Raw genomic sequence first — 26,129 nt, 5'->3', positions numbered from 1 at the left:
TCAGAGGAGCGCGCGGCGGAGCGCCTGGACCGCGTCGGGGAAGCTCAGCGCTTGGCACACTTCGACGGCGCGGTCATAACGGGGCCCCGACAGGGCGACGAACACGTGCCCGACCACCTCGACGTACCCCGCGACGTTCCCGTCCCACGTGATCTCGTAGAGGTCGAGATCGATGCGCGTCCACGGCTGGGGTGCTGCCAGCGGAGTGGACTCGACGTGACGTGCTTCCATCACCATTGCCGGGCCCCTTTCGCTCCTGCATCCAGGGTGGCGCCGGCTTCGACGATCGCGCGCGGGGTTGACGGTAAGCGTTGCGAGAGATAGTCCTATCGCTCGGCGGTGTCGCTCCGCGCGGGGCGACCCCGGCGCGGGCGGTCGGATGACAGCGTGAACACCCGATCCCCGTCGACTCCGGCCACGAGCGGGGCGACGGCATCGAGCCACGCGATCTCCGCGGCGACGCGGGAACGCTCGGCCTCCCGGAGGATCGCGACGGCGACCTCCTCCGACGCGTCCTCCTCGATCGCGTTCAGCCGGTCGACGGCCGCGCGCCGCTCGGCTGCGACCAGCCCGGCCGCATCCACGCCGGGCAGGGTCGCCGCCAGCGCGAGCTTGAACGCCCGCTCATCCCGTGCGGCCGGAGCCTCTGCCTCGGCGAACCACCGCTGGGTGTCATCCCGCCCGGCCGGCGTGATGCCCCAGTACGTGTGACCGCGCTCGTCGGTGCCCCGCTTCTCTACGAGGCCGTCCCGCTCCAGCCGGTCGAGGGTCGTGTAGATCTGGCCGACGTTGAGCGCGGCGCCCGTGCGCCGCGCATACTCGGCGCGCAGCTGGTAGCCGTAACACGCGTCCTGATCGAGGATCGCCAGCAGCCCGCGACGCACCGACATGCGACCCCCCTGGAATATCGAGTATGTGTCTACCGAGTATAGGAAAGCCCGTGCGGCGCTCGACTCATCCCCCGATGGCGTTCATCCCCCGCGGAGGCTGCAGGAACCCCGGGTCATCGATCGCATGCCCCGGGAGCTTGCCGTGCACGCACGAGCGCAGCATGTCGGCGATACCGGCCTCACGCGCGCCGGGGGTCGCATCCCGCAGCGCCGGCAGCAGGTCGTACTCCGCGATCGAGAAGAGGCAGTTGCGCAGCTGACCGTCGGCGGTCAGGCGCAGGCGGTCGCACGCGCCGCAGAACGGCGCGGTCACCGACGCGATCACACCGACCCGGTGAGGCCCGCCGTCCAGCAGCCACGTCTCCGCCGGCGCACCACCCCGCCCGGGGACGGGTTCCAGGTGCCACCGCCCGGCGAGTGCCGCGAGGATCTCCTCGCGGGTGACCATCGTGGTCCGGTCCCACGTGTGTCCGGCGTCCAGAGGCATCTGCTCGATGAAGCGCATCTCGGCGCCGGCATCCACGGCGAACTGCACGAGGTCGACGAGTTCGTCGTCGTTGACGCCGCGCATGGCGACGGCGTTGAGCTTGAGCGGACGCAGCGGCGAGGCCGCCGCCGCAGCGATCCCCGCGAGCACGTCGTCGAGGCGGTCTCGGCGGGTGAGGGCGGCGAAGCGGTCGCGGCGGATGGTGTCGATGCTGATGTTCAGCCGGCCGAGGCCTGCCTCGACGAGATCGGGGAGGAGTTCGGGAAGGCGGATCCCGTTCGTCGTCATGGCGACTTCGACCGGCCCGGAGGCCCCGGGAATGGCGGCGATGCGTCGTACGACGTCGACGATGTCGGCGCGCAGGAGCGGCTCACCCCCGGTGAGGCGGAAGGTGCTGACCCCGAGCCGCGCCGCCACGGTGGCCACCTCGACGATCTCGTCGGCCGTGAGGATGCTCGATCGCGCCAGCCACTCGTTGCCCTGCTCGGGCATGCAGTACGTGCAGCGCAGCGAGCAGCGATCGGTGAGGGAGATGCGCAGGTCGCGGTGCACCCGTCCGTGCGCGTCGATGAGCCCATCCGGCTGGGCAGCCGGATGCGAACCCCGCAGGCGCACGACCACTGGGACCGCGCTCATCCACCCGCCGCCGATCGCCGCATGTACCGAGGCTAGGCGCTATTGCCGACCAACGGCACGGATGCCGATGCTTCGACGGCGAGAGAGTTCCGCCACGGGACGGAAAAGCGGAGGTACCGCGTGATCAACTCCGCCGTATGGCAGGGTTCCGGTCATGGGTGTGACGGTGCGGAGGGCACGACGGGCGGATGCGGCGGTCATCGCGCGCGTGCGGGTTCAGTCGTGGCTGGCCGCCTACCGCGGGCTCATTCCGGACAGCGTCCTGGCGGGGATGGACGCCGAGCGGGAGGGTCTCGTCCGCGCCGACCGGTGGCGGCTCGACCACCGTGACGGGGCGGTGGATCTGCTGGCCGCTATCGGCGACGACGTCGTCGGATGGGCGAGAGTGGGCCCGTCCCGGATTGCGGATCTGGCCGACTGGGGCGAGCTCTACGCGATCTACGTCGTTCCCGGCCACTGGTCCCGCGGGCTCGGTCACGCCCTGATCGAGGCGGCCGAGGGGTGGCTCCGCGAGGCCGGGTTCACGTCGGCGTTCCTGTGGGTTCTCGACGGGAACGACCGCGCTGCCCGCTTCTACGAGGCGCACGGCTGGCGGGAGGACGGTGCCGCGCGAGACGACGCACGCCCCGCGACCGCGTTCGGCCCCGCGTACGTGCTCCGAGAACGTCGCCGCGTCCGCACGCTCGGGTGAGCACCTCTCAGAGATCGAGGGCGAACGCCTGCCCGCCCTCGGCCGGCGCCAACCGCCGGAATCCGAGCCGGTCGTAGAAGGCCAGCGCTCCGAGGTTGTCGGCCGACGCCACCAGGTGCACCCCCGGCACGCCGGCCGCACGCAGCGCATCGACCTCCGTATCGATCAGCCGGCGCCCCCACCCCTGACCCTGCGCCTCGGGGAGCAGGTCGATGTGGAGGTGAGCCGGGTACGCATCGCCGTACGGTTCGGCCCCCGGGGCGCGGCCGTAGGCGTAGCGCACGAGGCCGTCCTGCCGCGTCCGCTCGGTCTCGGGATAGGGCCAGCGCTGGGCGAACCGCGGCCACCAGCGGTCGCGGAACCACTCCTCGAACGCGCGCGTGTCCGGCGTGGCGACGACGTATCCCACGACACGCCCGGCGTCGGATTCCAGGACGAAGGCGAATTCCGGGTGCCGGGCGACATAGGGCAGGACGAAGATCTCGCCCCACAGGGCGTCGTCCTCCAGCACCCCGGTGGCGTCGCTGCCGGCATCCCCCGTCCGCAGGCAGATGTCGGCGAGCGCCGCCTCATCGCCGCCCCGGAACCCGCGGATCGTGATCATCCTCCGAGCCTATCCACGGGGATGAAGCGGACGTCGGCGGGGTCCACAGACAGCGTCACGGGCGAACCGGGAGCGAGCCCGATCGCACCGGCCGGGTCGAGGTCGATGACGCACCATCCGGCGTGGAGGCGGACACCGCCGGGCGTGGGTTCCATCCGTGTCACCGATGAGGCCCACGCGTTCGGCCGTGTCGTGCCCGCGCCGGCCCGGTCACCGGGGCCGACCCGCACGGCGGCGGGCCGGAAGACCGCGGCGAGCGCCCGATGCCCGTGGCGGGCGAGCGCGCGGGACGCCGCATCCGCCGACCCCAGCCGCACGCCGTCACGTTCCCAGTGGCCGTCGACGGCGACACCCTCGGCGCGGTTGAGCCCGGCGATCGCGGCGACGAACCCCGTCGCCGGGGCCGAGAGCACACGGCGGACGTCGCCGGACTGGGTCACCCGGCCGTCCTCGAGCACCACCAGGCGGTCGGCGAGCGCTGCCGCGTCGACGGCGTCGTGGGTGACCGCCACGACGGTCGTCGCGGTCAGCTGCTCCCGCAGCATGGACCGGATGTCGGCGGCGGTCTCCGGGTCGAGCGCGACGAGAGGCTCGTCCAGGAGCACCGCGCGGGGCGAGGCGGCGAGAGCGCGCGCGACCGCGACCCGCTGCTGTTCTCCCCCCGACAGCCGGTCGGGGCGCCGCTCCCCCGCCGCGGGCAACCCGACCCGGGCGAGCCATGCGTCGGCATCGGCGCGGGCGCGTTGTCGGGGCACTCCCGCCGCCCTCGGCCCGAAGGCCACGTTCTCCCGAGCGGTCAGGTGCGGGAACAACCGCGGGTCCTGGCCCAGCAGCACGACGCCCCGCTGCATGGGTGCCGTCCGGATGCGCGGTGCCCGCGTCCGCTCGAGAACTCGCTCGCCCGCACGCACCTCGCCCTCATCCAGCGGCACCAGGCCCGCCAGAGCGCCGAGGAGCGTCGATTTTCCGGCGCCGCTCGGCCCCATGACGGCCACCGTGTCCCCGGATGCGACCTCGAGCTCCACGTCCACCGTGATCCGCGACCGGTGGACGACCACGCGCGCGGAGAGGTCCGTCACCGCGCAGCCCCCGGGCGCCACCCGCGCACGAGCAGAAGGATAGCGATCGCCGTCGCCAGCAGCAGAAGGGACAGGGCGACGGCCGTGCCCTGGGTCACTCCGGCGCCGTTGAAGGCCGTGTAGATCGCCAGCGGCATCGTCCGCGTGATGCCGGGGGCGTTCCCCGCGAACAGGGCGGTCGCCCCGAACTCCCCGATCGCGCGGGCGAAGCACAGCACGACCCCCGCCACGATGCCGGGGGCTGCCAACGGCAGCGTCACACGGCGGAGGATCACCCAGCGTCCCGCGCCCAGAGCGGCGGCGGTGCGCTCGAACTCCACACCGGTGGTCCGCAGCGCCCCCTCGACCGCGAGGACGAGGAAGGGCAGGGCGACGAAGGTCTGCGCCAGCACCACGGCGGCGGTGGTGAAGGGCAGGCCGCTCGCCCCCAGCCATCCGTTCCGGCCGAACAGGTACAACAGCGCGACGCCGCCCACCATGGGCGGGAGGACGAGCGGCACGGTCACGACGGCACGAAGCGCCGCCGCCGTCCGGGGGCTCGATCGAGCGATCAGGAGAGCCAGCGGCACGCCCGCGAGGATGCACAGCGCGGTGGCGGACAGGGCGGTCTGCAGGGAGAGGCGGAGTGCCGCCAGCGCGGCGGGCGACGTGACGTCGACCCACAGGGTGCTCCACTGCACACGGGCCACGAGCGCCACGAGCGGAAGGAGGAGGAACGCCAGGCCGACCACGGCCGGAATCGCCAGCCAGCGGGGAACGAATCCCGGGGAGGTCCGGCTCACGGCGCACCGAACCCGGACTCGGTGAGGATCCGCCGGCCCTCGCCCGATCGGACGAAGGCGACGAAGGCCTCCGCGGCCTCCGGATTGCGCGCCTCCGGAAGCACCGCGATGGGATACCGGTTCACCACCTCGGCGGCCTGGTCGGGCACGATCGCGCGTACCGTGTCGATCCCGCGCACGTCCGTGGCGTAGACCAGTCCGGCATCCGCGTCGCCGGCGGCGACCTTGGTGAGCACCGCGGTGACGCTCTGCTCGACGCTGGCCGGAGTCACCCGGACGCCGGCGCGCTCGAGGAGTGCGCTGGATGCGGCGCCGCAGGGCACCTCGGAAGCGCAGAGGACGACCGTTGCTCCCGGCAGGTCGGTGAGCGAGGAGATGCCCGCCGGGTTGTCGGCGGGTACGGCGATGACGAGGGTGTTGGTGGCGAAGACGACCGGTTCGGCCTCCGGAGCGGCCCGGCGCATCGTCACCTCGTCCGCCGATGCGAATACGTCGGCGGGAGCTCCCTCGCCGATCTGCGTCGCCAGGGTGCTCGATCCGTCGTAGACGGGGATGATCTCCACGGCGGGGTGCTCGTCGCCGAACCGCTCGGCGATCCGATCGAAGGCGCCGGCGAGGGAGGCGGCGGCGTAGAGAGTGAGTGTGCCGCCGGGCCGGCCGTCGCCGGGCGTGGCTGCTGTCGTCGGGCCGCAGGCGGTGACGGCGAGAAGCGCCGCGATCGGGACCGCAGCGAGGAATGGACGCCGGGGCATCCGCACGTCACGGCCTCGGGGTCTCGACGACGACGTTCGTCGCCTTGATCGAGGCGACCGCGAGCGAGCCGACCTCCAGCCGGAGATCCTGTACGGCCTCCGCCGACATCAGTGACACGACCCGGTGGGGGCCGCTCTGCAGGTCCACCTGCGCCATCACCCCGTCGACGAGGATGCGGGTGACGATGCCGACGAATCGGTTGCGGGCGCTGGAGAGCATGTCGGCCGGGTCCGCCATCGCGCCGGCGAGCTCCACCGCGCGGGCGGCGAGCGCCTCTCCCGGGATCTCCGCGGGCACGGCTCCCGTGACCTCGAGCTGTCCCGCGTCGATCCACCGCCGCACGGTGTCGTCGCTCACGCCGAGCAGGCGCGCGGCCTGGGCGATTCGGAACGTGGTCATCGCGCAAATCTACCGCAGCTGCGGAGAAAATCCAGGTTTATTGCCGCAGACGCCGATCCGCGTGCGGCGTACCCTGAGGGGATGCAGCCGCTGGTGGAACCGCTCGACGTCCTCCCCCCGACCGAACTCATCCGCACGGCCCGGCACGCGGTGCTCACCGGGATCGGGGAAGAGGGCCAGCGCCGGCTGGCGGCATCGCGCGTCGCCGTCATCGGCGCCGGCGGGCTGGGCTCGCCCGCTCTCCTCGCCCTCGCCGCGGCCGGAATCGGGGAACTCGTCGTCATCGACGACGACGTCGTCGAGCTGACGAACCTGCAACGCCAGATCCTGCACCGGGTCAGCGATGTGGGCGCCCCCAAAACCGCCTCCGCCGTGCGGGCGGCCGCGGACCTCGCCCCGTTCACGCGCGTCATCGCCGTGACCGAACGGCTGACCGCGGACAACGCCGTCGCCCTCCTCAGCGGCGCCGACGTGGTCGTCGACGGCAGCGACACCTTCGCGACACGTCGCGCGGTCGCCGCCGCCACCGACGAATTGGGCGTGCCGCTGGTGTGGGGCGCGGTGCAGGAGTGGCACGGACAGGTCACGGTGTTCTGGTCACGACCCCCGGTCGGGTCGCCGGCGGTGCGCCTGGCACACCTGTTCCCCGAGGGAACCGAGGGCGAGCCCCCCACGTGCGAGCAGGTCGGCGTCCTCGGGGCGCTGTGCATGCAGATCGGCGGCATGCTCGCAACCGAGGTCGTCAAGATCGTGACGGGAGCGGGTGAGCCGCTTCTCGGACGGATGCTGACGGTGGATGCGCTCCGCGGTCGGATCGCCGAGGTGCCGCTGCGGGCAGCATCCACCGAGGCGGTCGCGTGAGCACCCTCCGCAGCGTCGAGGATCAGCTGGCCCGCGTGCTCGCGGCCACCCGTCCGCTTCCCGCGGAGATGCTCGGCGTGACGGCTGCCGCCGGCCGCACCCTCGCGGCCCCCGCGCGGGCCACCCACGACATCCCGCTGTTCGACAACTCCGCGATGGACGGCTTCGCGGTGCGCTCCGGCGACGTTGAACACGCCTCGGCGGAGCATCCCACCCGGCTCCGCGTGGTGGCCGACCTTCCGGCCGGCACGGCGGCCGACCCCGCGCTCGGCGCCGGCGAGGCCGCGCGGATCATGACCGGTTCTCCGGTGCCCTCCGATGCCGACGCGATCGTGCCGTTCGAGGACACCGCGGGAGGTCTGGCCGACTCGCTCGGCACGATCGGGGTGACCCGGTCGCCCCGCCCCGGCGCATTCATCCGACGGCGCGGCGGCGACCTGAGGGCAGGCGACGTGGTCCTCGGCTCCGGTCTGCGGCTCGGCGCCTTCCAGATCGCCGCTGCCGTGGCCGCCGGGGTGGCGGAGGTGTCCGTCACCCGCGCCCCTCGCGTGGCGGTGGTCTCCACGGGGAGCGAACTGACCGCGCCGGGAGAAGTCCCTTCGCGGGGCCGGATCCCCGACTCGAACGGGCCGCTCCTGCAGGCCCTCGTCAGCGAGACCGACGCCGAGGTCGTCCACATCGCCCGCGTCATCGATGACCCCGCCGCCGTCGCGCGCGTCACGGCCGAGGCCGAAGCCGCCGACGCGGATGTCATCGTGTTCACCGGCGGGGTCAGCGCGGGAGCCTACGAGCCCGTGCGTGGCGCGTTCGAGGGCGGCGGCGACGTCGAGTTCGTCGGGGTCGCGATGCAGCCCGGCAAGCCGCAGGCGTTCGGGGTCCTGCCGTCGGGATGCCTCGTCTTCGGTCTTCCCGGCAACCCGGTGAGCGTCGCGGTGTCGTTCGAGGTGTTCGTCCGTCCCGCACTCCTGAGCATGCAGGGCAGGGAGTCGCTGCAGCGCCCACGCGCCCCGTTCACGGCAATCGAGGGATGGCGGACGCCCCCGCACCGGAGGCAATACCTGCCGGCGGCGGTCGATCTCGCCGCCCGTACGGTGCGGCCGGCCACCGCCGGCGGCTCCGGATCGCACCTGGCCGGGGGGCTCGCCCGGGCGCACGCGTTCGCGATCGTGCCGGCGGAGACCGACGCGGTCGCTCCGGGCGACGTCGTGGATGTCATGCTGGTGGGATGAGCTTCCCCCACCTCGACGCCGCCGGGCAGGCGCACATGGTCGACGTCACCGCGAAGCAGCCGACGGTCCGCACGGCCACGGCCCGGGGGTTCGTCCGCTGCTCTCGCGAGGTCGTCGCAGCGCTCCTGGACGGCACGGCGCCGAAGGGCGACGTCCTGGCCGTGGCCCGGATCGCCGGCATCCAGGGGGCGAAGTCCGCATCGTCGCTGCTGCCCCTCGCCCACGTCATCGGCGTTCACCGCGCTTCGGTCGATCTCGACATCACCGCCGAGGGGGTCGCGATCGAAGCGACCGTGGGGACGGCCGACCGGACCGGGGTGGAGATGGAGGCCCTGACAGCGGTGTCGGTGGCCGCCCTCGCGATCGTCGACATGATCAAGGGCCTCGATCGCGGCGCCGTCATCGACGACGTCCGCATCGTGGCGAAATCCGGCGGCCGCTCGGGCGACTGGACACGCCCGGGCGAGGCGCCGGCATGACCCGCGTCCGCTACTTCGCCGCCGCCGCCGACGCCGCCGGCAGCGATGGGGAAGACCGCACGGAGCCCACCCTCTCCGCTCTTCGCGCCGCGGTTGTGGCGGAGCATCCCGACCTCGCCGAGATCCTCCCCCGCTGCGCGATCCTCGTCGACGGAGTGCGCACCGACGCGGACACGCCGTTGGCCGACGGCGCGCAGGTCGACGTCCTGCCGCCCTTCGCCGGCGGCTGAGCGGGCGACGTCAGCCGCCGAGGCCCTTCCACGCGGTCGTGCCATCCGCTTCGGTCTGGCGCTTCCAGACCGGGAGCTCGACCTTGATCGCCTCGATCAGGGCGCGGCACACCTCGAACGCCGCGGCACGGTGCCCGGATGCCACGGCGATCACGACGGCCGCGTCACCCACGTCCAGCCAGCCGACCCGGTGGCTGACGGCCACCACGGCGTCGGTTTCCTCGGCGGCCCGCTCGGCCAGATTCCGGAGGGTCGCGGGAGCGTCCGGGTGCGCGCTGTACTCCAGCGCGACCACGATGCCCGCCGCGTCGGGGTCGGAGTCGCGCACACGTCCGACGAAGACCGTCATGGCACCGAGCGCCGGATCCTCCACGGCGGCCAGGTGCGCGGCGACGTCGATGGGGTCAGCGGCGATCTCCGCGATCCGCACGGCGCTCATGCGTGATCCCCTCCGGCGAGCTGGTCGAGCACGTGGGCGGCGACGGACAGCACGATCGGGATGCCCGCCGACACCGCCCGCGAGGATCCGGGAAGGTTCACGACGAACGCCCCCTGCGGATCGACCACTCCCGCGATGCCGCGGGAGACGAGGGCGAGCGGGGTGTCGGCCAGGCCCGCCCGGCGGAGCTCCTCTACGACGCCCGGGAGGGCGCGGGTGATGACGCGGGCCGTCCCCTCCGGGGTCGCGTCCCGGGGGCCGGCGCCTGTCCCCCCGGTGGTCACGACGAGCACGGGTCGTTCGCCGACCGCACGGCGGAGCGCCTCCTCGACGCTGTCCGCGCCGTCCGGGACGATCTCGGCATCGGCGCAGTCCCAGCCCGCGTCGCGCAGCATCCCCACCGCGCGGGGTCCGCTGCGATCCTCCCGTACTCCCGCGGCGGAGCGGTCGGACACGGTGATCACCCGGGCGATGCGCTGCATCCGCCCAGCCTAGGAGGCTCGCGCAGCGGCGGCGGTGATGCGGTTCGCCATGCCGCGGAAGACGAACCCGTGAAACGGCAGCACGGCGATCCAGTACAGTCGCCCGCCCAGGCCCCGCGGGAAGAACACCGCCCGCTGGTCGTAGCGGGCGCCGCGACCGTCCGGCGTCACGCGCAGCTCGAGCCAGGCGAGCCCCGGGACCTTCATCTCCGCTCGGAGCCGCAGCAGCCGGCCGGGCTCCAGCGCCTCGACCCGCCAGAAATCCAGGGCGTCCCCGACCGTGACGCGATGGCGGCTCCGGCGCCCCCGGGCCAGTCCCACCCCGCCCACGAGCCGGTCCATCCATCCGCGCACCGCCCACAGCAGCGGCGAGGAGTACCAGCCGTTCGCGCCGCCGATGCCTTCCACCACCGCCCACAGCTGCTCCGCCGACGCGGTGGTGCGCGCCGTCCGCGCATCGGTGAACACGGTCTTCCCCGCCCACTCCGGGTCACTCGGCAGCGCATCGCTCGGCACGCCCGAGAGTTCGGCATCCAACCAGCTCGTCTCCACGTCGTCCGCCCGCACGCGCCCGAGGGCCAGTCGCACGGCCTCCCGATACGGGGTCAGCCCCGCGGCCGGGGGCGGGATGAGCGCGCCGACATCCCCGTCCTTGACGATGCAGTCGTTCTGGAGCGACTCCACCAGGGGTCGCGCGATGGATCGCGGGATCGGCGTCACCAGGTTCACCCAGTGGGAGGCCAGCCGCGGCGTGAGTACCGGGAGGGCGGCGATCCCCCGCTGCGGGAGGCCCGCTTCCACCGCGTATCCGTTCATAGCCTGTCCGTACCGCAGCACGTCGGGGCCGCCGATGTCCACGGCGCGGTTGACCGTGCCGTCCACGCGGGCCGCCCCCAGCAGGTAGTGCAGGACGTCGCGGACCGCGATCGGCTGGATCCGGTTGCGCACCCACCGCGGCGCGGGCATGTACGGCAGCACCTCGGTGAGGTGGCGCACCATCTCGAACGACGCCGACCCCGAGCCGATCACGATTCCCGCCTGCAGCACGAGCGTGGGCACGCCGCTGCCGAGGAGTATCCGCCCCACCTCCACGCGCGACCGCAGATGCGGCGACAGGGGGACGTCGACCGGATGCAGGCCGCCGAGGTACACGATGCGCCGCACCGCGGCCGCCGCGGCCGCATCCGCCACCGTCTGCGCCGCGAGCCGGTCGGAGCCTTCGAAGTCCTTCCCCGCCGACATCGAGTGGACGAGGTAGTAGAGCACATCGACGTCGCCCACGGCGTCGGCGACGGCGACGGCGTCGGTGGCATCCCCGCGGACGACCTCCACGTCCTCGCCCCACGAGAAGGCCCGCACGCGCTCGGGCGAGCGGACGAGAACCCGCACGCGATACCCGGCGGCCAGCAACCGCGGCACCAGCCGCCCACCGAGATACCCGGTCGCGCCGAAGACGAGCGCGCGCGGGGCGGAGCCGTCCGGCCGGGGCATCGCCCGCAGCGCCGGCTCCCGCCCGGTGGGGGTGGTCAGTTCGCTCACCCTCCGACGGTAGGCACCGCCCGGTGGTCCGCCCAGGGCTTGACGGCGCGTGCGCTCACGCCGGCGGGGACTCCTGCGCTTCGGGCACGGGAAGGGTCCGCCTCCGTGAGACACCGGCGTATCCGGGGTCGCGGGCCAGCAGCGCCGAGAACGCCGCCGCCACCAGCAACGCCACCCCCGCCCCCGCGAGCGCGCCGCCCAGCGTGTCGCTCAGCCAGTGGGCGTGCAGGTACGTGCGGCTGAAGGCCATGAGCACGACCCACGCGACCCCCACGACCACGACCCATGCCCGCGCGAACAGTACGGCGGCCACCACGGCGATCGTGGCGGCGTTCGCGCTGTGGCCCGACGGGAACGACCCGTAGTCGCTGGTGATGAGGATGTCTTCGGGTCTCGCGCGCCCGAAGCTGCGCTTGAGCAGCTGGACCGCGGCGGCGCTGAGGATCGATGCGGTGAGGAAGTACGCCGCCGCCCACGGCCGCCGGATCAGGATGAGCGCGAGCGCCCCGGCGATCGGAACGACGTAGATCGCGACCCAACTGCCTCCCAGCCGGTTCATCACCAGGGAGAAGGTGAAGAGCACCTCGTTACCGGCCGAGTCGGCCAGGAGGGTGTTCCACCAGGCGTCCACGGGGAAGGGGTCGTTGCCCCGCGCGAACACCCACGCCCCGAGTCCGCACGCCAGCAGCAGCAGCACTGCGCCGACGAGGGCCTCCCGGCGCCACGGCAGCGCCCTTGCATCATCCATCGGGCCAGTCTGCCCGGACGTGGGAGATCCCGTCCGGGGGTTGCGCCCCGCCGAACCGACCGCGCGAGAATGGCGCATGACCTCCGTCGTCGACGTCGTCCGCCGCGCCGTCGCCCCCCTGACCCGGACGCGGCTGTTCCGCCGGCTCGGGCCCCGCGTGCTGCCGCCGGTGGAACGGGCGATCGCCCGGGCCACGGACGGCCGCGTGCAGATCAGTGCCCTGCTCGTGCCCTCGCTCGTGCTGCACACGGTCGGCGCCCACTCCGGCGAACCCCGCGATGTGCCCCTGATGTACTGCCCCGACGGACAGGGCCGTGCGATCGTGGCCGGCTCGAACTTCGCCGGCTCCCGCCATCCGGCCTGGACCACCAATCTTCTCGCGCACCCCGATGCGGAGATCACGGTGCGCGGTCGGCGCATGCCCGTGCGTGCCACGCTCATCGGCGACGACGAGCGTGACGCCGTGTGGGCGCGCATCGAGCGCCAGTGGCCGGGGTACCGCCGGTACGAGCAGGCATCCGGGCGGGTGGTGCGGTTGTTCCGCCTTCAGCCCGTCCGCCGCGCCGGCTGATCGCCGGCGTCGACCGGGTCAGGGAGCGAGGAGACCGACGGTTCGCGGCCGCACCAGAAGCCACAGGCCCAGCACACCGACGACGGCGCAACCGACCATCACGGACGCCATCGTGGTCGCCGTGATGCCGGCGGCACCGGCGAGCCAGCCCACGAGCGGGGAGATGATGCCCGCGACACCGAAGTTCGAGGCCCCGATGATGGACTGCGCGGTGCCTGCCGCCTTGCCATGGCGGTCCAGTGCCAGCACCTGCACGCACGGGAAGGTGAAACCGCAGGCCGTCATGAAGACGAACAGCGGCACGATCGTGCCCCACATCCCCAGGCCCAGCTGGTCGGTCACGATGATGGCGATGCTGGCCACCAGAAGCGTGGCGGTCGACCACGCCATGACCCACTGGGGGCCGAAGCGCGTGGCCAGTCGCGAGGCGGTCTGCACCCCCAGCGCCACGCCGACGGAGTTGGCCGCGAAGAGCAACCCGTACTGCTGCGGGTCGAGGCCGTACTCCCCCTGGAACAGGAACGACGAGGAGGACAGGTAGGAGAACAGGCCGCTGAAGGACATGCCCCCGATGACGAGAACGCCGAGGAACACCCGGTCGGTGAGGACGCTGCGATAACGGGCGCCGATCGTCGTCGTGGCCTGCTCGGCACGGCGTTCGCGCGGGAGGGTCTCGGGGAGCAGGAAGATCGCCGAGACGAGCATGACCGCACCGTACGCGGCGAGGACGACGAAGATGCCGCGCCAGGACACCACCAGCAGCAGCGCCGAACCCACGAGCGGCGCCAGGACCGGAGCGACGCCGGAGACCAGCGCCAGACGCGACAGCATGACGACCAGCCGGCGTCCGCCGAAGAGGTCGCGGACGATGGCCGCGGCCACCACGCCACCGGCGGCAGCCCCCGCTCCCATGAGCACGCGGGTGACCGACAGCAGCTCGAGCGTGGGCGCGAGCGCCGCGGCGGTGCTCGCGAGGACGTGGATGCCCGTCACCACGAGCAGCGGCAGGCGCCGGCCGACCTTGTCGCTGAGGGGGCCGACGATCAGCTGGCCGATCGCGAAGCCGATCATGGTGCCGGTGAGGGTGAGCTGGATCGCCGCGGCGGAGGTGCGGAAGTCGCTCTCCAGTGCGGGGAACGCCGGCAGGTACAGGTCGATGGTGAACGGCCCGAGGGCCGTCAGCGCACCGAGCAGGATGATGTAGACCACGCGGCGGCCGGTGGACAGCGAGTCGCCCGGATGCAGCATGATGGGCGCCGTCGCCGGGTTCTTCCCCAGCGTTCGGATCGCGCCGGTCGTCGCAGGGCGGGACGTGGGCTGAGGGCCGGTGGGCGGGATGATCGGGTTCGATGCGGTGTCGAGCACGGAGCCTTCGTTCGAGCGTGAGCGAAAAAACCCGGCCGGGGCACGGGTTTCTGGAGGGGGGAGAGCGGCGCCCGAATCGATTCGGAACGCATCCATGATACCGGGGGCGACGGACCGTGTGTGGGACCTTCCCAGCCATATGACCATGCGCACGAATAGGCTGGGGCGGTCGGCACCGTGCCGACGTGCCTTCGCTCACGACCGGAACCCGAACACGCCGCACATGACCCCTTCGTCACGCCCGTCCGACCGCCGCGCGAGCGGCAACCCGGCCACCCAGTCCCAGCTCAACCAGACCGTCAAGCAGCAGCGCGAGCAGAAGCGCCAGGAGAAGCTCGCGGAGTACCAGCGTCAGCTCGCCCGGCGACGCCGCGGCAAGATCGTGTGGTGGGTGGTCGGATCCACCGCCGCCCTCGCGATCATCGCGCTCGTCGTGGCCTCCTTCGTCTTCGCCCCCCGCGGTGCCCCGACCTACGGCGCGCTGGACAGCCAGGGCATCGAGATCGAGGGTGTCGAGACCTTCGAGAACGAGACCACGCACGTGGAGGGCACGGTCGACTACGCCCAGTCGCCCCCGGCCGGCGGTCCGCACAGCTCGGCGTGGCTGAACTGCGGGATCTACACGGAGCCCCAGGTCAACGAGAACGCGGTCCACTCGATGGAGCACGGCGCGGTGTGGGTGACCTACGACCCTGCGGCACTCTCCGGCGACGAGCTGGCGACCCTGGAGTCGCACCTCCCCTCCACCTACGTCATCCTCTCCCCGTACGAGGGGCTGGACTCCCCGATCGTGCTCAGCTCCTGGAACCACCAGCTCACCCTGGAGGAGGCGTCGGACGAGCGCATTCCGGAGTTCTTCGAGGAGTACTGGCGCAGCCAGGACGTCCCCGAGCCCAACGCGAGCTGCTCCGGCGCCATCGACGGCCCCGGCCGGTCCTGACCGGCGATGACCGCAGGCACCGGCGCTCCGGCGCCCGCCCGCCGGGCGGCGCCGTGGATCGTCGTGCTGGTGGCCGTCGTCGCCGTGGCGGCGGTGGCCTTCGCGATCGGCCGCTTCACCGCCTTCGGTGCCACGGCAGCGCCGGTGCATCCCTCCACCTCGTCGGCGGAGGCCGGGTTCGCGCGCGACATGCAGGTGCACCACGCACAGGCCGTCGAGATGGCGATGGAGATCCACCGCAAGACGGACGATCCGGAGCTGCGCGTGCTCTCGTACGACATCGCAACGGCCCAGGCCGGACAGCGCGGTGAGATGTACGGGTGGCTGGTGCAGTGGGGCCTCCCCCAGTCCGGCGGCCCGCTCATGGCGTGGATGGCGGAGTCGTCCGAGCACGGGCACGACGCGGCGGCGGCGACGCAGGAAGAGCTCGAAGCGGAGATGGGCTTGGCCACGTCCGCCGAGCTCGAGCAGTTGCGGGCAGCCGACGGGACAACCGCGGACTGCCTCTTCCTCGACCTGATGATCCGCCACCACCGCGGAGCGATCCCGATGGCGGAGGCCGTCGTGGAACTCGGTTCCGACCCGCGCGTGGACACCGTGGCCGAGGGGATGATCGCGGCACAGAGCGGCGAGATCGGCGCGATGGAGTCCATCTCCGCGCGCCTGGGCTGCACCGCGTAACGACACTCGGGGGCGCCGCGTCTCCGCCGGTTACAGTGGTCGCGTGACGGCAGCCCCGAGTCCGCGTCGTCGCCCCGTCGTCCTGTGGGTCGCGGTGGTGCTGGTCTACGCGAGCGCCGTCGGGAACGTCGTCGTCGGCATCCTCGTGCTCCTCAGCCGCTATCGCGTCGCCGCCGAGGACGTCCTGCCGGTCTCCCTCCTCGGCTCCGGCATCATCCTGACCGGGCTGCTCCTCCTCGCCGTCGCATCCGGTCTCGCCCGCGGCAGCCGGCTCTCGCGCGTCCTCAGCACGGCGTATCTGGGGGTGCTCGGGGTGCTGAACGCGATGGCCTGGATCGCCACCGACCCGTGGGACACGGCGATCATCGCGCAGGGGATCGTGCAGGTCCTCGTGGCGATCGCCGTGTGGGTGCCGCCCGGCTCGCGCGCCTTCGGGCGCCCGGCTCCCTGATCACGCGGCGGCGGGCAGCGTCCGCGCGAGGAAGCGGCGGTGGAAGAACCGCACGACCTCGATCGCGAGCACGGTTGCCACCGTCGTGACCGTGACCAGCCAGGCGCCGGACTCCCCCGTGTCGACCAACTGGAAGAACTCCGTCGATTGCGGGACGGTGAATAGGCTCAGGAGAGCCAGGAACATGGCCCCGACCACGGCGGCGGTGACCGGCGTGATCGGACGCGAGAGCACCGCGAGCACCCAGATCCCCACGACGGCGAGGATGATCGTCGCCCCGGTGCGCACCTGTGCGTCGCCCAGCCCGACCTCCTCGGCGCGCAGGGCGTACACCAGGAGCCCGATCGCGATGGCCAGACCCGCGGGCACGGCGAACGACAGCGAGCGCCTGAGCAATCCGGGCACGTATCGGCGCGCGTTGGGCAGCAGCGCGAGGAAGAACGCCGGGATGCCGATGGTGAGGCCGTCCGTGATCGCCAGCTGGCGCGGCAGGAACGGGAAGGGGAGCACCAGCACGCCGAACAGCACCGCCAGGGCGGTCGCATACGCCGTCTTGGTGAAGAACAGCATCGACACCCGTTCGATGTTGGCGATCACCCGGCGGCCTTCGGCCACGACGTCGGGCAGGTGGGAGAAGCGGCCGTCCAGCAGCACGATGCGGGCGACGGCCTTGGTCGCGGCGGCGCCCGAACTCATCGCGATGCCGAGATCCGCAGCCTTGATCGCGAGGGCGTCGTTCACGCCGTCCCCCGTCATCGCGACCGTGTGACCGCGCGACTGCAGCGCGAGCACCATCCGCTTCTTCTGCTCGGGGGTGACCCGCCCGAAGACGGTGGTGCGCTCCAGGACGTCGGCGAGCTCGCTGTCGTCGTCGGGGAGCAGCCGGGCGTCGTACCCCTCGCCGACATCCATCCCCACCTCGCGGGCGACGGCGGCCACGGTGCGGGGATTGTCACCGGAGATCACGCGGATCCCGACGCCCTGCACGCCGAAATAGGCCACAGTACGAGCAGCATCCGGTCGGATCCGCTCGCGGAAGGTGACCACCGCCGCCGGGCGGAGACCGGTCGGCAGCCGCTGGGCGGCGACGTCGGCCGCGGTGAGCGCGTGGGTGGAATGGGCCAGCGCCACGGTGCGCAGGCCGCTGTCGGCGAGCCTCGCGACCACGCGTCGGGTCTCCGTGACCACGCGTCCGGTCTCCGTGCCGCCCTCACCGGCCTCGGCCCCGAGGACGATCTCCGGTGCTCCGAGCACCCAGGTCCCCTCCGCCTCGCCGCGGAATGACACCGCACTCCACTTCCGGGCAGAGGAGAAGGGGATCTCGCCGACCGGATGACTCGGCCGGGTGACCGGGAACGGCTCGCGCAGGCCCCGCGCGGTCGCGTTGGCATCCGGGGCGGCGCCGTACCACGCGAGGGTGTCCTCGACCCCGGCCGGAGCGTCGGCCAGCGCGTGGAGCGCGTCGAAGGCGATGTCGCCCGCGGTCAGGGTTCCGGTCTTGTCCAGGCACACCACATCCACGCGGGCGAGCCCTTCCACGGCGGGCAGTTCGTTCACGAGCACCTGCTGCCGGGCGAGCCGGGCCGCGCCGACGGCGAAGGCGATCGAGGTCATCAGGACCAGCCCCAGCGGGATCATCGCGGTGATGGCTGCGACCGTGCTCACCACGGCGTCCACCCACCTCCCGCTCCGCCACGCCGCGCCCCACCCGCCGGCGACCACCATCTGCGCATTGAGCACGAGCAGCCCGACGGGCCCGATGATCCATCCCATCCACATGAGCACCCGGTTCACCGACGTGCGCACTTCGGATCTGACGAGCGAGAACCGCTTGGCCTCTCCGGCGAACCGGTTGGCGTACGAGTCGGCGCCCACGCGTGTGACGCGGGCCAGGCCGTCACCGGCGACCACCACCGAACCCGACAGCGCCTGATCGCCGGTGCGCTTGTCGACGGGATCGGACTCCCCGGTGAGCAGGGACTCGTCGATCTGCAGGGAGCGGGTGACCGTCACGACGGCGTCGGCGGGCACCTGGTCGCCGGGGCGCAGCACGAGGAGGTCGTCGAGGACGACCGCGGCGGGCGAGATCTCTCCCTCCGCGCCGTCCCGGCGGATGCGCGCGCGGGGGGCGTTGAGGAGGGCCAGGCGGTCCAGCGCCGCCTTCGCGCGGAACTCCTGCACGCAGCCGATGACCGAGTTGGACAGGGCGATGGCCCCGAACAGCGCGTCCTGCCACCGCCCCACCAGGAGCAGGACGAAGAAGCATCCGAAGATGATGCCGTTGAACAGCGTGAACACGTTGGCCCGGACGATGTTCCAGACGCTGCGACTGGTGTCGGGGATGAACGCGTTCGTCTTGCCGGCCGCTGTGCGTTCGGCCACGGCGGCGGCATCGAGCCCCGGCTCCGCCGGCTCCGCCTGCCCCGACTGCTCCGCCGCGACGCCAGGAGCGGGGGCGGCATCCATGGGCTCAGGCTACGCCGCTGCCGGAGGCACCGGTACGGCGGCTCCGGGACCGCTTCGCCCCGCGGTCACCCCTTGGTGCTGCCGGCCAGCAGGCCGCGCACGAAGTAGCGCTGGAGGGAGAAGAACACGATCAGCGGCACGATGAGCGAGACGAACGCGCCGGCGGTCAGCCGCTGCCAGTCCTGCCCGCGGGAGCCCACCATCTCGGCCAGCCGCTGGGTGAGCGGGGCGACGTCCTGCGTTCCGCCCGAGAAGATGAGGGCGACCAGGAGGTCGTTCCACACCCAGAGGAACTGGAAGATAGCCACCGATGCGATCGCGGGCGTTGCCAGCGGGATCACGACGCGGAAGAAGATCTGGGTGTGGCTCGCGCCGTCCACCCGCGCGGCCTCGATGACGTCCCCGGGGATCTCGGAGATGAAGTTGTGCAGCAGGAAGATCGTCAGAGGCAGGGCGAAGATCGTGTGGGCGATCCACAGCGGCAGATAGTTCTGCTCCGGGATGAACGGGATGACGTCGTGCAGCCACTGCTGTCCCGGCCGCAGCCATACCGAGAACGTCTGCAGGAGCGGGACCAGCGCCATCTGGATGGGAACGATCTGCAGCGCGAAGATGAAGATGAACAGCCCGTTGGAGAAGCGGAACCTCATCCACGCGAAGGCGTAGGCGGCCATCGACGCGAACACGAGCGGGAAGATGGTCGCCGGAATGGCGATCGCGAGGGAGTTCACGAAGTACGCGCCCAGCTGGGGCGAGGACTGCGACGGCGACAGCAGGACGTCGCGGTAGTTGTCGAGCGTGAAACCGGGGTTCTGGAAGATCGTCCACCAGCCGGTCTCCTGGATGAGCTCGGCCGGGCGGAAGGACGAGACGAACAGCCCGAACGTGGGGATCGTCCACAGGATCGCGATGATGAGCGCGGCCACCGTGGCGCCGCGGGAGGTCAGTCGCCGCTTGGTCCGCGACGTCGCCGTGCCGGCGATGGCGATCCGGTACTCATCCTTCCCGCCGTCGGGGATGGGGAGGTCGACGGGGGCGACACTACTGCTCATCGGATCTCCCTCTGCTTGCGAAGCACGTTCACGTTGTAGATGACGATGGGAAGGACGAGCACGAAGAGGATGACGGCCAGCGCCGAGCCGCGGCCCACTTCGCTCGCGCGGAACGCCTGCACGTACATCTCGTTCGCCACGACGCTGGTGTTGAAGTTGCCGCCGGTCATCGTGCGGACGATGTCGAAGACCTTCAGGGTCGCGATGGAGATGGTCGTGAGCACCACCACGAGCGATCCCCGGATTCCCGGGACGGTGACGTTCAAGAACCGCTGCCACGCGTTGGTGCCGTCCAGCTGCGCGGCCTCGATCTGCTCGGTCGGGATGCCCTTGATCGCGGCGCTGAGCACGACCATCGCGAACCCGGTCTGGATCCAGATCATCACGACGATGAGCAGGACGGTGTTGATGGGATCGGTCTGCAGCCACTGCACCGGCTCCCCGCCGAAGGCCACGGCGAAGGCGTTGAGCAGCCCGATCTGCTCCCTGCCCGCCGAGCGGTATTCGTAGACGAAGCGCCAGATGATGCCGGCTCCGACGAACGAGATCGCCATCGGCATGAACACCAGGGCCTTGTAGATCTTCTCGCCACGCGACTTGTCGATGAAGACCGCGTACGCGAGTCCCAGAGCCGTGGCGAAGGTGGGCACCAGGACCACCCAGATGACGGTGTTGATGAGCGTGCGGATGGCCGCGGGCTGCGTGAACATCCACGCGAAGTTGTTCCAGCTGAAGTTGCCGCTGTTGTCCTGGAACGCCAGGAGGGTGGTCCGGATCGCGGGCCATACGAGCCCCACCGCCAGCAGGAGGAGCGCCGGCAGGAGGAACCACAGCAGCTGCCACGCGTTGCGTCCCCGCCGCGGGGCGCGGCCCATGAGGAGGACGATGATCCCCACGATGGCGGCGAAGACCACGAGGCCGAGCACCACCTGAAGGATCTTCCCGAGGAGATCAGCGGTTGTCATCGTTGCCCTTTCTCGCCTCGCCTGCCGAGGAGAACGTCACTCCGGTCCCGCCGCGCATACGGACGGGATGAGTGAGCGGGCCGGGGCGGAGCATCCGCCTCGGCCCGCTCACGGTCAGCTGGCGGGCCAGCTGGCCTCGATCTCATCGACCACCGTCTGCGTGCTCTGTCCGCCGACCCATTCGACGATGCCCCGCCAGAAGGACGCCGCGCCGACGGCGCCGGGCATCAGGTCGGAACCGTCGAAGCGGAACTCGGTGTCGGGGTCCTGCAGGATCTCGATGGACTGCTCCAGCAGCGGGCTCGAGGCGTTGGCCGGGTCGAGGCCCTTGTTGGCGCTGATGACGCCGCCCAGGCTCACGCGGTTGTTGGCCCACAGGGCGCTGGAGAGGTAGGTGCGCACAGCCTCGACCTCCTCGGCGTCACGGAACGCCACCGGGAACTCGCCGCCACCGGTGACCGCCTGCGGGTCGTCGGCGCCGGCGGGAGGCATCAGGAACGCGAAGACGTCGCCGTCGGGTGCGACGGTGACCTCTTCCCCGCCGTCCGAGTTCCAGAACGTCTCGTAGAACGAGGCCTGGTGGTGCAGCGAGCACTCGTCGTCGAGGATGGGCAGCCCCGCCTCCTGGAACGGCGTGCTGATCAGGGTGGAGACGTCGCCGAACCCGCCGTTGACCATCTCGTCGCTCTTGAGGTACTCCCCGACCGAGTCGAACGCCGTGACCACCTCGGGCGCGTTGAAGGGAACCTCGTGGGTCACCCACTGGTCGTAGAAGTCCGCGCCCGCCTCGCGGATCACGAAGTCCTCGATCCAGTCGGTGCCCGGCCATCCGGTCGCCTCAGCGGATTCCAGGCCCGCGCACCACGGCTGGTGGCCGGAGTCGGCGGCGATCGTCTCGGACAGCTCCATCATCTCGTCGAGGGTCGTGGGGACCTCCCAGCCGTTGTCCTCGAACTGGGTCGGCGAATACCAGACGTAGCCCTTGATGCTCGCCATCAGCGGGGCGGCGTACGTCGTGCCGTCGATCGTGGCGTATTCCTTCCAGATCGGGTCCCAGCCCTCGTCGATGTTGTCAATCACCGGCTGGGATGCCGGAATGAGCCAGCCGCCGGCGGCGAGGCGGGCCAGCAGGCCCGGCTGCGGCACGATGGCGATGTCGGAGGCGTTCCCGCCCTCGGCGAGCACCGCGATCTGCGCCTCGAACTCGCCCGAGCCCTGATAGTCGATCTCGATGCCGGTGCACGAGGCGAAGTCGCTCCACGACTCCACGAGACGGTCGGCCTCCAGGTCGAGGATCGTTCCGCTGATGGTGACGGTGGCGTCCTCGAACGTGCCGTACTCCTCGTAGTCCGAGCAGTCGACGTCGTCGCCCCCGGCTTCGATGTCACCCGTGCAGCCGGCAAGCGCCAGGCCGGCGACGCCGACGAGTGCGAGCGGCGCCCAAAGGCGACGGTGCTGTGACATGCCCATGTGGTTCCTCCTCCTTGAGACTCTGGTGCGGCCCCGTGAGGAACCGATTCCAGGCCACGGTATGCGACTTCCGTGCAGGGCACAAGAATGATTGATCACGACTGCGTAACCCCCGCTGGGAGCGCTCTCATGACGTGTGGGAACGGTCCCTTGTCCAGAGCCGCCATCGCAACCGGTTCCATTTCGACAGATCGGCGGTAGCCTTTCTCGCGCAGGGCAGTGCGGCAATGCGGATGAGGAGACGAATGAACGGTATCTCCGAGGTCGCGCGGGTCGCGGGTGTCTCCAAGTCGACGGCCAGCCGCGCGCTCACCGGCAGCGGGTACGTCTCCGACCAGACGCGACGCCGCGTCGCCGAGGTGGCGGCCTCCCTCGGGTACGTCCCTTCCACCAGCGCGGTGAGCCTGGCGACGGGCCGGTTGCAGACGATCGGCGTGCTCGTCCCGACAGTCGCCCGGTGGTTCTTCGCCGAGGTGATCGAGGGCGTCCAGTCCGCTCTGCTGGAGCACGACCTCGATCTGACGCTGTATGAGGCGCCCCCGGGCACCGAGGATCGGCGGCGCATCTTCCAGGACTTCCTCCCCCGCCGCCGCTTCGACGGCCTCATCGCCGTGGGGATCGAACCGGCCGAGGGCGAGTGGGAACAGCTCCATCGCCTGGGCCGGCCGGTGGTGAGCGTGGTCGGCGCGGCAGGAGGGACAAGCCTCGTTACCATCGACGACCTCCATGCCGCGCGCCGGGCGACCGACCACCTGATCGCGCTCGGCCACAGGGCGATCGTGTTCCTCGGCGGAGGCTCCGACGAGCATTTCGCGCACGTCGACCGCCTGCGTCTACGGGGGTACGAGGAAGCGATGAACGACGCCGGGCTCGGCGAACTGGCGAGGCACGTGCGCTCCGGTCCATCGATGCCCGGGGGCTATGCCGCAGCGGTCGATCTTCTGGGAGAGACGCGATCGCGCCCGACGGCCCTGGTCGCGGCCTGCGACGAGGTCGCGATCGGCGCCATCATTGCCGCGCGGCGCCTGGCCATCCCGGTCCCGGGTGAACTCAGCGTCGTCGGAATCGACGACCACGAGTACGCCGAGATGTTCTCCCTGACGACCCTGCAGCAGGTGCCGAGGGAGCAGGGCCGCGCGGCCGTGGATCTGCTGCTGCGCGCCATGGAGGATCCGAGCGCCGGGCATGCGGAAGTCCGGCTGCAAGCCCGCCTCGTCGTGCGCAGCTCCACGGCTCCGGCCGACCCCGCACTCGCGGTGGTGGTCTCCGACACCGGACTCGGTCGCAGCTGACGCTCCCGCGAACGCGGAGAAGCCCCGGACGCCGCAGCATCCGGGGCTTCTCGCAGAACAGGTGTTACTTGAGGGTGACCGAAGCGCCGGCCTCTTCAAGAGCAGCCTTCGCCTTGTCGGCGGTCTCCTTGTTGGCGCCCTCGAGGACGGCCTTGGGAGCACCGTCGACGACGGCCTTGGCCTCACCCAGGCCGAGCGAGGTGAGCTCGCGGACGACCTTGATGACCTGGATCTTCTTGTCGCCGACCGTCTCGAGGATGACGTCGAAGGAATCCTTGACCTCTTCCTCCTCGGCGGGGGCGCCACCGGCGGGTGCGCCGGCCGCGGCGACCGCGACGGGGGCAGCTGCGGTGACGTCGAAGGTCTCCTCGAAGGCCTTCACGAACTCGCTGAGCTCAATGAGGGTGAGCTCCTTGAACGCGTCGAGCAGCTCCTCAGTGCTGAGCTTTGCCATGATGTTTCTCCTTGATTGGGGTTTCGCTTATGCCGGGGCCCGATGTCAGGCCGCGGACTCCTGCTTCTCGCGCAGTGCGTCGACCGTGCGAACGGCCTTCGACGGAAGCGCGTTGAAGACGTATGCCGCCTTGGTCATCGAGGCCTTCATCGCACCGGCGAGCTTCGCCAGCAGGACTTCACGGCTTTCGAGATCGGCGAGCTTGTTGACCTCATCCGCGGTCAGGGAGGCACCGTCGAAGTACCCGCCCTTGATCACGAGAAGAGGGTTAGCCCTGGCGAAGGTGCGCAGACTCTTGGCCACGGTGACCGGGTCACCGTGGACGAAGGCGATGGCCGACGGACCCTTGAGTTCGTCGTCCAGGCCGGTGACCCCCGCGTTGTTCGCGGCGATCCTGGTCAGCGTGTTCTTCACCACGGCGTATTCCGCGTCCTGACGAATGCTGTTACGCAGCTCCTTGAGCTGGGCAACCGTCAGACCGCGGTACTCGGTCAGCAGAACGGCGGTCGAGTCCTCGAAGTTCTTCGTGAGCTCGGCGACCGATGCATCCTTCTGCGCCATGGCCACTCCTTGTGTGTACGAGACGCTCCGCGATGGCGAGGCGTCGGGCCGCAGCATCCGGTGTTCTCGACCCCAGGAAAACAGAAGAGCTCCGGCGCAAGCGCACGGAGCTCGATTCCCGATCCGGGAAGTCGTTCGTACACCTGCGCGGGCCCCTGCTTTCGCAGAGCTTCGATCGTCATGCGCTGGCGCGCACGCCGATGACCGGCGGTCTTTGGCTTCCTCCCAGCATACGCGCCCTCCCCTCCCCCGCCAAATCCCGCTCCACCCCCACCGAGCGAACGGCTTCTCACCGACCGCACGGCCTGATCTCGCAGCAACATCGTGCATTCGGTGGGGAGCCGTACGCTCGCGCTCAGCGGGGCGGGTAGATCCCGAAGGCCGCGAGTCGCGCGCCGAGCGACGCCGGGGTGTCGATGTGCGCGTCGCCCCACCTCGCGAAGCGCCGATGCGTGGTGCCGCGGATCCAGTCCTCTCGGGTCTTCTCCGCGAGCATGACCTGCTCCACCGTGCGACCCGACCGCATCGCTTCATCGAGGTACTTCATCGCGCCGTCGAACTCGCCCCATGCGCCGGCCTCATCCAACCCGATGTCGACCCAGTACCAGCCGCCGTTCGGCGAGCGGACGGGCACCTGCAGACGCAGCACGCGAAAGCCGAGCCGCAGGAGCTGGAGCCTGCTGACGCTCTCCCCGGGCAGCTGCGCGCGCCCGTCGGCGATCTCGGTGATCCAGCGGGCCTGGCGCACGCCCCGTGCACCCGCGGCGTTGCGGAGCCGACGGAATTGATCCTCACGCCACTGTTCAGCGCTGTCCTCGTCGTAGTGGTGACCGCGGACGGCGACCTGACGAAGAGCGGCGTCGGCCACGGCGAGAGCCGCCTCTGGCGAGAGGACCCGCGTGAGGTCGAACGTCGTCCTGGCCAGGGTGGTGCACCGGATGCCGTTCACCACCGTCACGTCGTCATCCGCGAGCACGTGCACATGCCGCATGACGTCTTCTCCGCTGGAGATGCGCCCCGCGTGAGGCGTCGTGAGGTGCACCCGCGGGAGCGCCGTGCGGTACAACGGCAGGTCGTGCAGGACTCCGGCCGAGTGGTGGGATGCTGCGGCTCCGGCGCTCCGACCGTCGCGAGCCACGGCGGTGACATGCAGGAGATGGCGCGATTCGGGCCACAGCTCATTCCATAGCACGCTGTCGACCCACCACCCGCGCCTGACCTTCCGCAGTTCGCCGGCCCTGGTGAGAGCGACGAGTTCACGCTCGCCCACGCCGAGGAGCCGATAGTGCTCTCGGCTTCGCAGGGCGGCCCCGGCTTCCTCCTGAGCGAGTTTGCGCATCCTCCCACCCCAGCCCCCCGCGCCCCCTCGCGCCCCGCTTTCCTCCCCTCTGTGCAAACCCCCCGCCGCCCGCCCCCCTGTGGAGGAGCCACGCCCATCGCCGAGCGCACCACTTCGCACCGAACGCACGACGTATCAGCGCCGGAAAGCCGTGCGCTCGGTGAGATGCCGTGCGATCGGGGGCGGGGCGGGGG

The 26,129-nt window shown here is 71.3% G+C and carries 30 protein-coding genes; 10 read left to right on the top strand and 20 right to left on the bottom strand.

The annotated features are described in order from the left end of the window. The 3 genes from AC2DGY_RS04385 to moaA all read right to left on the bottom strand — a co-directional run bounded on the left by AC2DGY_RS04385 (position 1) and on the right by moaA (position 2,013). Positions 1 to 237 (bottom strand): hypothetical protein, encoded by a 237-nt coding sequence (locus AC2DGY_RS04385; RefSeq protein WP_484508483.1) that lies wholly within the window; start codon positions 235 to 237, stop codon positions 1 to 3. Between the two features lie 89 nt (positions 238 to 326). Next, the gene (locus AC2DGY_RS04380; protein WP_484508482.1) at positions 327 to 890 is read right to left on the bottom strand and encodes a PadR family transcriptional regulator; all 564 of its coding nucleotides are present in this window, start codon (positions 888 to 890) and stop codon (positions 327 to 329) included. A gap of 64 nt (positions 891 to 954) precedes the next feature. Next, a complete protein-coding gene (moaA, locus tag AC2DGY_RS04375) occupies positions 955 to 2,013 on the bottom strand; it encodes a GTP 3',8-cyclase MoaA (protein ID WP_484508481.1) in 1,059 nt (352 codons plus the stop codon). Positions 2,014 to 2,167: 154 nt separating this feature from the next. Between moaA and AC2DGY_RS04370 the strand changes: the two genes are divergently transcribed. Next, the gene (locus tag AC2DGY_RS04370) at positions 2,168 to 2,704 is read left to right on the top strand and encodes a GNAT family N-acetyltransferase (protein WP_484508480.1); all 537 of its coding nucleotides are present in this window, start codon (positions 2,168 to 2,170) and stop codon (positions 2,702 to 2,704) included. Positions 2,705 to 2,711: 7 nt separating this feature from the next. Here AC2DGY_RS04370 and AC2DGY_RS04365 read toward each other — a convergent pair whose 3' ends face one another. From AC2DGY_RS04365 to AC2DGY_RS04345, 5 genes are read right to left on the bottom strand one after another with little or no spacing between them, the layout of a single operon-like run. Continuing rightward, complete coding sequence (locus AC2DGY_RS04365) at positions 2,712 to 3,308, bottom strand: GNAT family N-acetyltransferase (protein ID WP_484508479.1); 597 nt, start codon at positions 3,306 to 3,308, stop codon at positions 2,712 to 2,714. Continuing rightward, positions 3,305 to 4,387: a sulfate/molybdate ABC transporter ATP-binding protein gene (locus AC2DGY_RS04360; RefSeq protein ID WP_484508478.1), complete on the bottom strand. Its 1,083-nt coding sequence runs from the start codon at positions 4,385 to 4,387 to the stop codon at positions 3,305 to 3,307. Before AC2DGY_RS04360 ends, AC2DGY_RS04365 begins: the two co-directional genes overlap by 4 nt. Further along, positions 4,384 to 5,169, bottom strand: coding sequence for a molybdate ABC transporter permease subunit (gene modB / locus AC2DGY_RS04355; RefSeq protein ID WP_484508477.1), 786 nt, complete (start codon positions 5,167 to 5,169; stop codon positions 4,384 to 4,386). The genes AC2DGY_RS04360 and modB overlap by 4 nt, the downstream gene beginning before the upstream one ends. Next, a complete protein-coding gene (modA, locus tag AC2DGY_RS04350) occupies positions 5,166 to 5,921 on the bottom strand; it encodes a molybdate ABC transporter substrate-binding protein (protein WP_484508476.1) in 756 nt (251 codons plus the stop codon). Before modA ends, modB begins: the two co-directional genes overlap by 4 nt. A 7-nt stretch (positions 5,922 to 5,928) precedes the next feature. After that, positions 5,929 to 6,321 carry a TOBE domain-containing protein gene (locus AC2DGY_RS04345; RefSeq protein WP_484508475.1) on the bottom strand — a complete coding sequence of 131 codons (393 nt, stop codon included), beginning with the start codon at positions 6,319 to 6,321 and terminating at the stop codon, positions 5,929 to 5,931. 81 nt (positions 6,322 to 6,402) lie between these two features. Here AC2DGY_RS04345 and AC2DGY_RS04340 point away from each other — a divergent pair, with 81 nt between their 5' ends. The 4 genes from AC2DGY_RS04340 to AC2DGY_RS04325 are packed head-to-tail and all read left to right on the top strand — an operon-like array spanning position 6,403 to position 9,120. Continuing rightward, positions 6,403 to 7,182 carry a HesA/MoeB/ThiF family protein gene (locus tag AC2DGY_RS04340; RefSeq protein WP_484508474.1) on the top strand — a complete coding sequence of 260 codons (780 nt, stop codon included), beginning with the start codon at positions 6,403 to 6,405 and terminating at the stop codon, positions 7,180 to 7,182. Then, positions 7,179 to 8,411, top strand: a complete 1,233-nt coding sequence (locus AC2DGY_RS04335; protein ID WP_484508473.1) for a molybdopterin molybdotransferase MoeA — start codon at positions 7,179 to 7,181, stop codon at positions 8,409 to 8,411. The genes AC2DGY_RS04340 and AC2DGY_RS04335 overlap by 4 nt, the downstream gene beginning before the upstream one ends. After that, positions 8,408 to 8,890: a cyclic pyranopterin monophosphate synthase MoaC gene (gene moaC, locus AC2DGY_RS04330; RefSeq protein WP_484508472.1), complete on the top strand. Its 483-nt coding sequence runs from the start codon at positions 8,408 to 8,410 to the stop codon at positions 8,888 to 8,890. Before AC2DGY_RS04335 ends, moaC begins: the two co-directional genes overlap by 4 nt. Beyond that, a complete protein-coding gene (locus tag AC2DGY_RS04325) occupies positions 8,887 to 9,120 on the top strand; it encodes a MoaD/ThiS family protein (RefSeq protein WP_484508471.1) in 234 nt (77 codons plus the stop codon). The genes moaC and AC2DGY_RS04325 overlap by 4 nt, the downstream gene beginning before the upstream one ends. 10 nt (positions 9,121 to 9,130) lie before the next feature. Here AC2DGY_RS04325 and AC2DGY_RS04320 read toward each other — a convergent pair whose 3' ends face one another. From AC2DGY_RS04320 to AC2DGY_RS04305, 4 genes are read right to left on the bottom strand one after another with little or no spacing between them, the layout of a single operon-like run. Next, the gene (locus AC2DGY_RS04320; protein ID WP_484508470.1) at positions 9,131 to 9,559 is read right to left on the bottom strand and encodes a molybdenum cofactor biosynthesis protein MoaE; all 429 of its coding nucleotides are present in this window, start codon (positions 9,557 to 9,559) and stop codon (positions 9,131 to 9,133) included. After that, positions 9,556 to 10,041, bottom strand: a complete 486-nt coding sequence (locus AC2DGY_RS04315) for a MogA/MoaB family molybdenum cofactor biosynthesis protein (protein WP_484508469.1) — start codon at positions 10,039 to 10,041, stop codon at positions 9,556 to 9,558. Before AC2DGY_RS04315 ends, AC2DGY_RS04320 begins: the two co-directional genes overlap by 4 nt. Positions 10,042 to 10,050: 9 nt before the next feature. Beyond that, positions 10,051 to 11,580 carry an SDR family oxidoreductase gene (locus tag AC2DGY_RS04310; RefSeq protein ID WP_484508468.1) on the bottom strand — a complete coding sequence of 510 codons (1,530 nt, stop codon included), beginning with the start codon at positions 11,578 to 11,580 and terminating at the stop codon, positions 10,051 to 10,053. Positions 11,581 to 11,635: 55 nt separating this feature from the next. After that, on the bottom strand, positions 11,636 to 12,328 hold the full coding sequence (locus AC2DGY_RS04305; protein WP_484508467.1) for a phosphatase PAP2 family protein: 693 nt from the start codon (positions 12,326 to 12,328) through the stop codon (positions 11,636 to 11,638). A 76-nt stretch (positions 12,329 to 12,404) separates the two neighbouring features. Between AC2DGY_RS04305 and AC2DGY_RS04300 the strand changes: the two genes are divergently transcribed. Continuing rightward, positions 12,405 to 12,899: a nitroreductase family deazaflavin-dependent oxidoreductase gene (locus AC2DGY_RS04300; protein WP_484508466.1), complete on the top strand. Its 495-nt coding sequence runs from the start codon at positions 12,405 to 12,407 to the stop codon at positions 12,897 to 12,899. Between the two features lie 18 nt (positions 12,900 to 12,917). Here AC2DGY_RS04300 and AC2DGY_RS04295 read toward each other — a convergent pair whose 3' ends face one another. Next, on the bottom strand, positions 12,918 to 14,264 hold the full coding sequence (locus AC2DGY_RS04295; RefSeq protein WP_484508465.1) for a multidrug effflux MFS transporter: 1,347 nt from the start codon (positions 14,262 to 14,264) through the stop codon (positions 12,918 to 12,920). Positions 14,265 to 14,487: 223 nt separating this feature from the next. Between AC2DGY_RS04295 and AC2DGY_RS04290 the strand changes: the two genes are divergently transcribed. The 3 genes from AC2DGY_RS04290 to AC2DGY_RS04280 are packed head-to-tail and all read left to right on the top strand — an operon-like array spanning position 14,488 to position 16,336. Continuing rightward, positions 14,488 to 15,204, top strand: coding sequence for a thioredoxin-like domain-containing protein (locus AC2DGY_RS04290; RefSeq protein ID WP_484508464.1), 717 nt, complete (start codon positions 14,488 to 14,490; stop codon positions 15,202 to 15,204). A 6-nt stretch (positions 15,205 to 15,210) separates the two neighbouring features. Further along, positions 15,211 to 15,885 (top strand): DUF305 domain-containing protein, encoded by a 675-nt coding sequence (locus AC2DGY_RS04285; protein ID WP_484508463.1) that lies wholly within the window; start codon positions 15,211 to 15,213, stop codon positions 15,883 to 15,885. Positions 15,886 to 15,928: 43 nt separating this feature from the next. Beyond that, positions 15,929 to 16,336: a hypothetical protein gene (locus tag AC2DGY_RS04280; RefSeq protein ID WP_484508462.1), complete on the top strand. Its 408-nt coding sequence runs from the start codon at positions 15,929 to 15,931 to the stop codon at positions 16,334 to 16,336. Here AC2DGY_RS04280 and AC2DGY_RS04275 read toward each other — a convergent pair whose 3' ends face one another. From AC2DGY_RS04275 to AC2DGY_RS04260, 4 genes are all read right to left on the bottom strand, one after another. Continuing rightward, positions 16,337 to 18,802, bottom strand: a complete 2,466-nt coding sequence (locus AC2DGY_RS04275) for an HAD-IC family P-type ATPase (RefSeq protein ID WP_484508461.1) — start codon at positions 18,800 to 18,802, stop codon at positions 16,337 to 16,339. Between the two features lie 65 nt (positions 18,803 to 18,867). Continuing rightward, entirely contained in the window at positions 18,868 to 19,854 is a 987-nt protein-coding gene (locus tag AC2DGY_RS04270; protein ID WP_484508460.1) for a carbohydrate ABC transporter permease, read from the bottom strand. Beyond that, positions 19,851 to 20,819 (bottom strand): carbohydrate ABC transporter permease, encoded by a 969-nt coding sequence (locus AC2DGY_RS04265; RefSeq protein ID WP_484508459.1) that lies wholly within the window; start codon positions 20,817 to 20,819, stop codon positions 19,851 to 19,853. Before AC2DGY_RS04265 ends, AC2DGY_RS04270 begins: the two co-directional genes overlap by 4 nt. Positions 20,820 to 20,933: 114 nt before the next feature. Further along, positions 20,934 to 22,289, bottom strand: coding sequence for an ABC transporter substrate-binding protein (locus tag AC2DGY_RS04260; RefSeq protein ID WP_484508458.1), 1,356 nt, complete (start codon positions 22,287 to 22,289; stop codon positions 20,934 to 20,936). Positions 22,290 to 22,534: 245 nt separating this feature from the next. On the opposite strand from AC2DGY_RS04260, the gene AC2DGY_RS04255 reads away from it, so the two are divergent. Next, entirely contained in the window at positions 22,535 to 23,581 is a 1,047-nt protein-coding gene (locus tag AC2DGY_RS04255; RefSeq protein ID WP_484508457.1) for a LacI family DNA-binding transcriptional regulator, read from the top strand. A 64-nt stretch (positions 23,582 to 23,645) separates the two neighbouring features. Here AC2DGY_RS04255 and rplL read toward each other — a convergent pair whose 3' ends face one another. From rplL to AC2DGY_RS04240, 3 genes are all read right to left on the bottom strand, one after another. Next, positions 23,646 to 24,035, bottom strand: a complete 390-nt coding sequence (rplL, locus tag AC2DGY_RS04250; protein WP_484508456.1) for a 50S ribosomal protein L7/L12 — start codon at positions 24,033 to 24,035, stop codon at positions 23,646 to 23,648. 45 nt (positions 24,036 to 24,080) lie between these two features. Then, positions 24,081 to 24,596, bottom strand: a complete 516-nt coding sequence (gene rplJ / locus AC2DGY_RS04245; protein WP_484508455.1) for a 50S ribosomal protein L10 — start codon at positions 24,594 to 24,596, stop codon at positions 24,081 to 24,083. A gap of 355 nt (positions 24,597 to 24,951) precedes the next feature. Then, positions 24,952 to 25,935 carry a hypothetical protein gene (locus AC2DGY_RS04240; protein WP_484508454.1) on the bottom strand — a complete coding sequence of 328 codons (984 nt, stop codon included), beginning with the start codon at positions 25,933 to 25,935 and terminating at the stop codon, positions 24,952 to 24,954. Between the last annotated feature and the right edge of the window lie 194 nt (positions 25,936 to 26,129).

The sequence above is a fragment of the Microbacterium sp. Z6_144 genome (assembly GCF_057197625.1).
Note: the sequence above shows the minus strand (reverse complement) of the source record. Positions and strands in the feature narration are given on the sequence as shown.

Bases quoted from the DNA above. Each gene is read 5' to 3' on its own strand.
- AC2DGY_RS04385 (WP_484508483.1), bottom strand. From the start codon at position 237: ATGGTGATGGAAGCACGTCACGTCGAGTCCACTCCGCTGGCAGCACCC.
- AC2DGY_RS04380 (WP_484508482.1), bottom strand. From the start codon at position 890: ATGTCGGTGCGTCGCGGGCTGCTGGCGATCCTCGATCAGGACGCGTGT.
- moaA (WP_484508481.1), bottom strand. From the start codon at position 2,013: ATGAGCGCGGTCCCAGTGGTCGTGCGCCTGCGGGGTTCGCATCCGGCT.
- AC2DGY_RS04370 (WP_484508480.1), top strand. From the start codon at position 2,168: ATGGGTGTGACGGTGCGGAGGGCACGACGGGCGGATGCGGCGGTCATC.
- AC2DGY_RS04365 (WP_484508479.1), bottom strand. From the start codon at position 3,308: ATGATCACGATCCGCGGGTTCCGGGGCGGCGATGAGGCGGCGCTCGCC.
- modA (WP_484508476.1), bottom strand. From the start codon at position 5,921: ATGCCCCGGCGTCCATTCCTCGCTGCGGTCCCGATCGCGGCGCTTCTC.
- AC2DGY_RS04345 (WP_484508475.1), bottom strand. From the start codon at position 6,321: ATGACCACGTTCCGAATCGCCCAGGCCGCGCGCCTGCTCGGCGTGAGC.
- AC2DGY_RS04340 (WP_484508474.1), top strand. From the start codon at position 6,403: ATGCAGCCGCTGGTGGAACCGCTCGACGTCCTCCCCCCGACCGAACTC.
- moaC (WP_484508472.1), top strand. From the start codon at position 8,408: ATGAGCTTCCCCCACCTCGACGCCGCCGGGCAGGCGCACATGGTCGAC.
- AC2DGY_RS04325 (WP_484508471.1), top strand. From the start codon at position 8,887: ATGACCCGCGTCCGCTACTTCGCCGCCGCCGCCGACGCCGCCGGCAGC.
- AC2DGY_RS04320 (WP_484508470.1), bottom strand. From the start codon at position 9,559: ATGAGCGCCGTGCGGATCGCGGAGATCGCCGCTGACCCCATCGACGTC.
- AC2DGY_RS04315 (WP_484508469.1), bottom strand. From the start codon at position 10,041: ATGCAGCGCATCGCCCGGGTGATCACCGTGTCCGACCGCTCCGCCGCG.
- AC2DGY_RS04305 (WP_484508467.1), bottom strand. From the start codon at position 12,328: ATGGATGATGCAAGGGCGCTGCCGTGGCGCCGGGAGGCCCTCGTCGGC.
- AC2DGY_RS04300 (WP_484508466.1), top strand. From the start codon at position 12,405: ATGACCTCCGTCGTCGACGTCGTCCGCCGCGCCGTCGCCCCCCTGACC.
- AC2DGY_RS04290 (WP_484508464.1), top strand. From the start codon at position 14,488: ATGACCCCTTCGTCACGCCCGTCCGACCGCCGCGCGAGCGGCAACCCG.
- AC2DGY_RS04285 (WP_484508463.1), top strand. From the start codon at position 15,211: ATGACCGCAGGCACCGGCGCTCCGGCGCCCGCCCGCCGGGCGGCGCCG.
- AC2DGY_RS04275 (WP_484508461.1), bottom strand. From the start codon at position 18,802: ATGGATGCCGCCCCCGCTCCTGGCGTCGCGGCGGAGCAGTCGGGGCAG.
- AC2DGY_RS04270 (WP_484508460.1), bottom strand. From the start codon at position 19,854: ATGAGCAGTAGTGTCGCCCCCGTCGACCTCCCCATCCCCGACGGCGGG.
- AC2DGY_RS04265 (WP_484508459.1), bottom strand. From the start codon at position 20,819: ATGACAACCGCTGATCTCCTCGGGAAGATCCTTCAGGTGGTGCTCGGC.
- AC2DGY_RS04260 (WP_484508458.1), bottom strand. From the start codon at position 22,289: ATGGGCATGTCACAGCACCGTCGCCTTTGGGCGCCGCTCGCACTCGTC.
- AC2DGY_RS04255 (WP_484508457.1), top strand. From the start codon at position 22,535: ATGAACGGTATCTCCGAGGTCGCGCGGGTCGCGGGTGTCTCCAAGTCG.
- rplL (WP_484508456.1), bottom strand. From the start codon at position 24,035: ATGGCAAAGCTCAGCACTGAGGAGCTGCTCGACGCGTTCAAGGAGCTC.
- rplJ (WP_484508455.1), bottom strand. From the start codon at position 24,596: ATGGCGCAGAAGGATGCATCGGTCGCCGAGCTCACGAAGAACTTCGAG.
- AC2DGY_RS04240 (WP_484508454.1), bottom strand. From the start codon at position 25,935: ATGCGCAAACTCGCTCAGGAGGAAGCCGGGGCCGCCCTGCGAAGCCGA.